The organism is Sporolactobacillus inulinus (assembly GCF_006539285.1).
GTDB classification, from domain to species: domain Bacteria; phylum Bacillota; class Bacilli; order Bacillales; family Sporolactobacillaceae; genus Sporolactobacillus; species Sporolactobacillus inulinus.
The window spans coordinates 1-5585 of record NZ_BJMS01000137.1 but is presented as its reverse complement, the minus strand read 5'-3'; the positions used below and the strand labels follow the sequence as shown (position 1 = coordinate 5585).

At 38.0% G+C, this 5585-nt stretch carries 4 protein-coding genes and 1 pseudogene; 1 reads left to right on the top strand and 4 read right to left on the bottom strand.

Annotated elements, in window-relative coordinates; genetic code table 11:
* Nucleotides 1–258 precede the first annotated feature (258 nt).
* The 3 genes from SIN01_RS13675 to SIN01_RS13670 form a co-directional block, all read right to left on the bottom strand.
* Nucleotides 259–1470, bottom strand: a complete 1212-nt coding sequence (locus SIN01_RS13675; protein ID WP_010027141.1) for an MFS transporter — start codon at nucleotides 1468–1470, stop codon at nucleotides 259–261.
* Nucleotides 1471–2236: 766 nt separating this feature from the next.
* Nucleotides 2237–2356 (bottom strand): IS3 family transposase, encoded by a 120-nt coding sequence (locus SIN01_RS15785; protein ID WP_475297022.1) that lies wholly within the window; start codon nucleotides 2354–2356, stop codon nucleotides 2237–2239.
* A gap of 86 nt (nucleotides 2357–2442) precedes the next feature.
* On the bottom strand, nucleotides 2443–2802 hold the full coding sequence (locus SIN01_RS13670; protein WP_373864411.1) for an inorganic diphosphatase: 360 nt from the start codon (nucleotides 2800–2802) through the stop codon (nucleotides 2443–2445).
* Between the two features lie 518 nt (nucleotides 2803–3320).
* Between SIN01_RS13670 and SIN01_RS15725 the strand changes: the two are divergent.
* A pseudogene (locus SIN01_RS15725) lies at nucleotides 3321–4517 on the top strand (IS110 family RNA-guided transposase).
* Nucleotides 4518–4653: 136 nt separating this feature from the next.
* Here SIN01_RS15725 and SIN01_RS13660 read toward each other — a convergent pair.
* Nucleotides 4654–5585, bottom strand: a 932-nt coding sequence (locus tag SIN01_RS13660; RefSeq protein WP_141306137.1) for an SPASM domain-containing protein, incomplete at its 5' end; no start/stop codon positions are given.

The window sequence follows — 5585 nt, the reverse complement described above, 5'->3', positions numbered from 1 at the left end:
AGATACTTCTTGTTCAAGTTTTTGTTCTATCAAAAAATCAGAAAAATTCTCTTCAATAATTTTCAAGTAAGTAAACAGTCGGCAGAGTGTCTTCCTATAGCTTGTGGACTCTCGCCAATGAAATGAGTGTTTAAAGTCCTCCCACACTTTTTGATCTCTTCGGTGACTTTCTTCTAACACGTATTCAAGTTTTGGATCTTTTACTCGCATTTCAATTGGTATTTTTATGATATATAGTTGATCACTTCAGGATGTTTGTTATTTGACATATACTTTTTTACCCACTTTCAAATAACATTTTAGTCCGATGAGCCCAACGCAGAAAAAGATTAATCCCATAATATACGAAGGTAAAAATGATCCAATAATTATCCCCAAGGCTCCAAACATTTTTGTTACCTGAAAAACAGAACTATAAATTGCCATGTAAGAGGCTCTTGATTTATCTTTAGTCAGCGCGGCTAATAAACTCTGACTAATAGGCACATACATTAATTCTCCGACACTCGCAATTAGAACAGCAAAAACAAGTCCAAACCATTGAATACTTAATGTCTGCATGGCATAGCCAAGAGAATATATACTCAATCCTACAAAAAGTACCGAGTAAGCAGAATATTTTTTAATGAATCTTGTGACAATTAATGTTAGAAATACCACGATTAATGTGTTCTCAATGCGCATCCAACTAATCATCATATAACTATCTAATTCAAACCAGTGATTTATAATTATTGGTTTGAAGGCTTTTTTTAAGTAAACAGCAATATAATTTGTCGACTGACACTCAAGAGATAAAATTAATAGGCTTCCAATGCAGAATAAGATAAACGGCTTATCATTAACCACATGTAAATAATGCATATAAATTGATATGTTCTTATCTATATTTTTAAGTTGATGATAAACCTCTTTAATACAAAAAACAATCAACCCTAAGATTACCAGCGAAAATGCACTAACTAGTAGAAATAACGTAAAGCGGTGTGAATTAAAAAACATTCCACCTATTGCCGCTCCAGCCGCCATCCCCAAATTTGTCACCCAATAATTAATAGTGTACATAAAGCGCCGAGTTTCATCTGTACTCACATCTATTAACATGGCTTCCTCAGACGGATGCATAAGTCCGCTTGCAACATTTTCTACACCCAGCATGAGGAAAGTAAATAATGGTGAAAACCAGATTTGAGAATTTGCTATAGTCATGCCACTTAGAGATAAAAATTTTATCATCTGTGCAAGCACCATTATCTTTTTTCTTCCAAATCTATCACTAAGATAACCACCGATAAAGCCAGAGAGTACAGAAATAATAACATTTATAAATAATAAAAAGCCAGCAAGCGTCGCTCCAAAAAATTGAGAGAAATACATGGCCATAAACGGAAAAATCATATCGCTAACAAAAATTGTCATAACGGAGGTGATTAAACGGATCTTTAAATTCGGATGTAATGATCTCCACATAAATATATCTCTCCATACACTTTGCCTTCTGTTCACGAACTATAATATCAAGAAAGCAATCAATAAAGTAAATTAATGACAAACTATAAAGGATTAATCCCTCCTTTGAATTTCTTGGTATGTCAACACTAAATTGGACAAATTTTAAGAATGTTGTAACTTGTATTCAGTTGGTTTAGATAGTCTAGTGACGGCGGCCACGTCAGCGGCCCCCTTTTGCCAAAAAATAGTCCGCACGTCCGAGTTGATAACGGCCAGCTAAATGTACCACCTGTGACATCTTTTTTACCACCCATTGCCAAGGTGCTTACCAGATGAAGATAATCCTATAGATGACGCGATACTACAAGAAAATTCCCTTGTTGGCAAGAATTGTGGTAACGTCCCATAGAATTTATTGCTAACGCCATTTTCACTCGAATAATCCGGTAATCCCTTTGAGCGTTTTCCTTTCCCCCTTCCCAAGGATGGAGGAGTTTCTGATTTCTTATAGAACCTCTCAAGGGTTACAGGCTATGCCCTCCCTACGGTCGCCCTTGACAGAACCTCTAAGAAATCAGAAGTGTTAGCTATGTTGGGAAGGGGAGACTGTGCAAATTCACTATTAAATTCATAGTGTTTTGCTGACACGACTCATTGGATTCCCACATGGTAAACTCACTGACTTTATGTGGTAAATTGTTTGGCGTTTAGTGGTAAAAAAGTTGGCGATGCTGGTACATTCCATTGGCGGTAATCACCGAGTGGCCTATTACGATGGCCGCCTTCAGTCTAGTGAGCCATGGATGCGAAGATTATTGAACCAATACCAATGGACATAATCAAATAATTCAAGGCGATTTAAGTCGCTTTTGGCGGTGAAGAAGGCACAATAACCAAGTGACATGACGTTAACTTATCCGTCTAATTAAGTGTAACTTATCTATAATTCGGTGTGGTAAATGTTTAACTGTATTGTGATAAATATCACCATTATTGTTTTTTTGAATGTTTTCCCTTAATTAGTTTAATCTCTGAATTAAAATATTTTTCTTTAAAATCAACCTTATCTCTAATCTGTTTTTCAGTATAACTCTCACCTTTTGAAGTGATAACCCACTTATCTTCTACATCATCTTTTCTATGAATTATAGCTATTAATTCCCCTTCAAAATTTGTTACCGGTTTATTCACGCTTCTAGAAATAATGTATGCATCTTGTTCTTCATTATCCCCTCCAATTATTCCTTCGATATATCCATAGTTAATGGGATACGTATTATTGAATTCATCAACATATCCAATAGGTCTATCAACAGTAACCCTTACTCTCAGCTTTTTCATTGTATTCATTCCTCGTATTATTAATATTAAACTTTAGCTTTCCAGTTTCTGTTCAACTCGAATACTGCGTGATTTCCTCTAGGAGTCTGTCCGACGGAACAAAAGCCTTCAGAAATAATCATTAAAAAAGATTGTTAGCCCATTTTTCAATGCTTTATGCCATAAAATACGAACAAATAGCCTAAGCAGTTTAATTATATTCGGATTCTATGAATTAATATTTTTCACCGGACAGACGACAGACTCCTAGTTATTCATTGGAATGGATCCAACTGGTATAGGCTTATCACTCCTGTAGTTGATCTACGTTCTAAGTCTGCCGTCCAGACAACTGTCAGAGATGCAAACGCACAAAATGTAGCGATTACAGGCTCAACCCATCATTCATCATGAGTAGGGATGAAGCAGCTTTGAGCCAGTGATCAAAGTCTACTGATCGTGAGGTCGCGTTGATACAGCTGTAATTAGGGGACATCACGCAGTATTCGAGCTTATTCCAAAATTTGAGGGAAAGGAGGTCCTTCCCAATGAAACTCTTTTTTGGCATTGACGTCAGTTCCGAGAAACTTGATGTGTGCGTTTTGGATAGTAAACAAAACAAGTTGGCCCAACAGTCAACGGCTAATGACCTGAACGGTGCCAGTGAAATTAAAGCACTTGTGTTAAAGACCAGTTCGTCTATGAATTATCAATGGCATGGAATCCACCTCGGTCTACAGTTTTCACCCGGCAATGTTCTTTCATGAGGATCAGAAGCTCAAAGCCCTGCCCTTGGATGTCGTCACGCTCAACCCAACGATAATCCGTCGTTATAAAGGGCTGTTTGATGAGGACAAGGCGAACACTATCAATGCGTTCCGCATCCCGGATTTTCTGCGGATCGAACGCTACCGGGTGCCGATCATCAAGGAAGAGAAGTATATCGACCTTCAAAGGCTGACACGGACGCGTTATCAGCTGATCCGTCAAATGACGGAATGTAAGTGGCACTTTCTGGAGAATCTTTATTACAAGTGCAATACTCTGACCCGAGAGCTCCCAATTTCTATCTTCAGTGCGTCGATTATGGACATTCTCAACGATTCTTTGTCTCTGGATGACATCGCCCAAATGAATATAGCGGACCTTGCGGCTCAATTAAACCATGCGGGCAAAGACCGCTTTTGATCCGGAGAAACTCGCTCAGGTCATTCAAAAGGCCATCTGCGATGCCTATCGTTTGGGCAAAGTCCTTCAAGATTCGGTAGACATCGTACTGGCCAGTTATGCTCATATCGTTGCCGGATTAAAAAGCAAATCCAGAGTCTAGATAAGAGTATCGAAGCCATGTACCAAATCATTCCGGAGACGCAAAATCTACTGAGTGTCCCCGGAATCGGCCGGTCTACGCCGCCGAACTTATCGCTGAGAGCGGCCGATTCGACAACGATCCAATTAGCCGAATATGCCGAGTTCTATTGGAAAATGTCTCAGTCCGACCACTCGCGAACCCACACAGATAATGAGTACCTTCGTTATTACTTGATTGAAGCTGCCAATTCAGTAGAAAACCGAGGCCCGGCTTACCGGGCCTATTGCTGAAGAAATTCCATGAAGTTCCCAAGTTTCGTTATAAACGAGCTCTCGTCCTGACCGCAAGAAAATTAGTTCATCTGGTGGATGTGCTACTCCGCGACCACCTGATCTACACACCGAAGGGATGTGAGACAACCGAAACGAAGTAATTTCGGCTTCCCTTTCAACCTTTAAAAAATTTGTATTTTTCGAAGGCCTGGTTTTGTGTTGTCAAATTTTGAGAAAGTTCACGAATAATGAAAAACCACGTATTACTTAGGCCTTGACTTAATACCACAGGATTTTTTATTTTGGTGTCCCTATCCACGTACATAAATAATCCATATGAACAAGTTGCTGATTCCCTTGCTTTACTACTTTAGTTTTTGATAATTTTTTACTATGAGCTTTAGAACAATACGGATCTCTAGTGAATAGAGACCGTTCTTCTGAGGTGTGCAATCTGTACAAATATGCCATAGCAGCACAACCACCGCCACATATTTGTCTTATGTCGCATTCTTTGCATTTTTCTATTAATTGAGGGTTTTTATTCCGTTTTCTAAACAATTTAAATTGCGGAGAATTTATTAAATCTTTTATATTATTTGTAATCAAATCTCCAACCTTAAAATCGTGCAAATATACACATGGAGCAATTGGAATCTTACCATCTGGAGTAATGGAATGAATTCTAAATGAAGTACGCCCACATGGACACCGCTTGCTATCTTCACGATTAGTGGCCCCCGAAACTATTGGATCTGTCATGTCAATAACATCGCAGAGTGAATTTAGAACTTCATAGCCTTTATAATATTGTTCAGGCTCTACCATACTAGCCATATGTTTTCTTTCAGTGGGCTTCATCATATTAATGCGCACATTTGATTTAGTATTTTTTGCAAGGTTTACCAATGCTTTTAAATGTTTTTCTGAAAAATTCCATTTCATAGCACACATAACAATCGTATGACTTTTTTTATGTTTTTGGCAAATTTCTATTGCTTTTTTAGCTTCCCAAAAAATATTGGCCCCACGATTCCGATTATGTTCTTGTTCAAATGGTGAATCAAAACTTACATCCACATCATTTAAAAGTGCAAATTCATTCGGATGATTTTTTTCAAGATACACTGCAGTAATTCCAGCGGTCGTTAATCCAATCTTGATTCCTTTTTTATTTACTTCTCTTATTATATAGGGAAGAATAAAGTGGACCCCATTGTCAAGACACG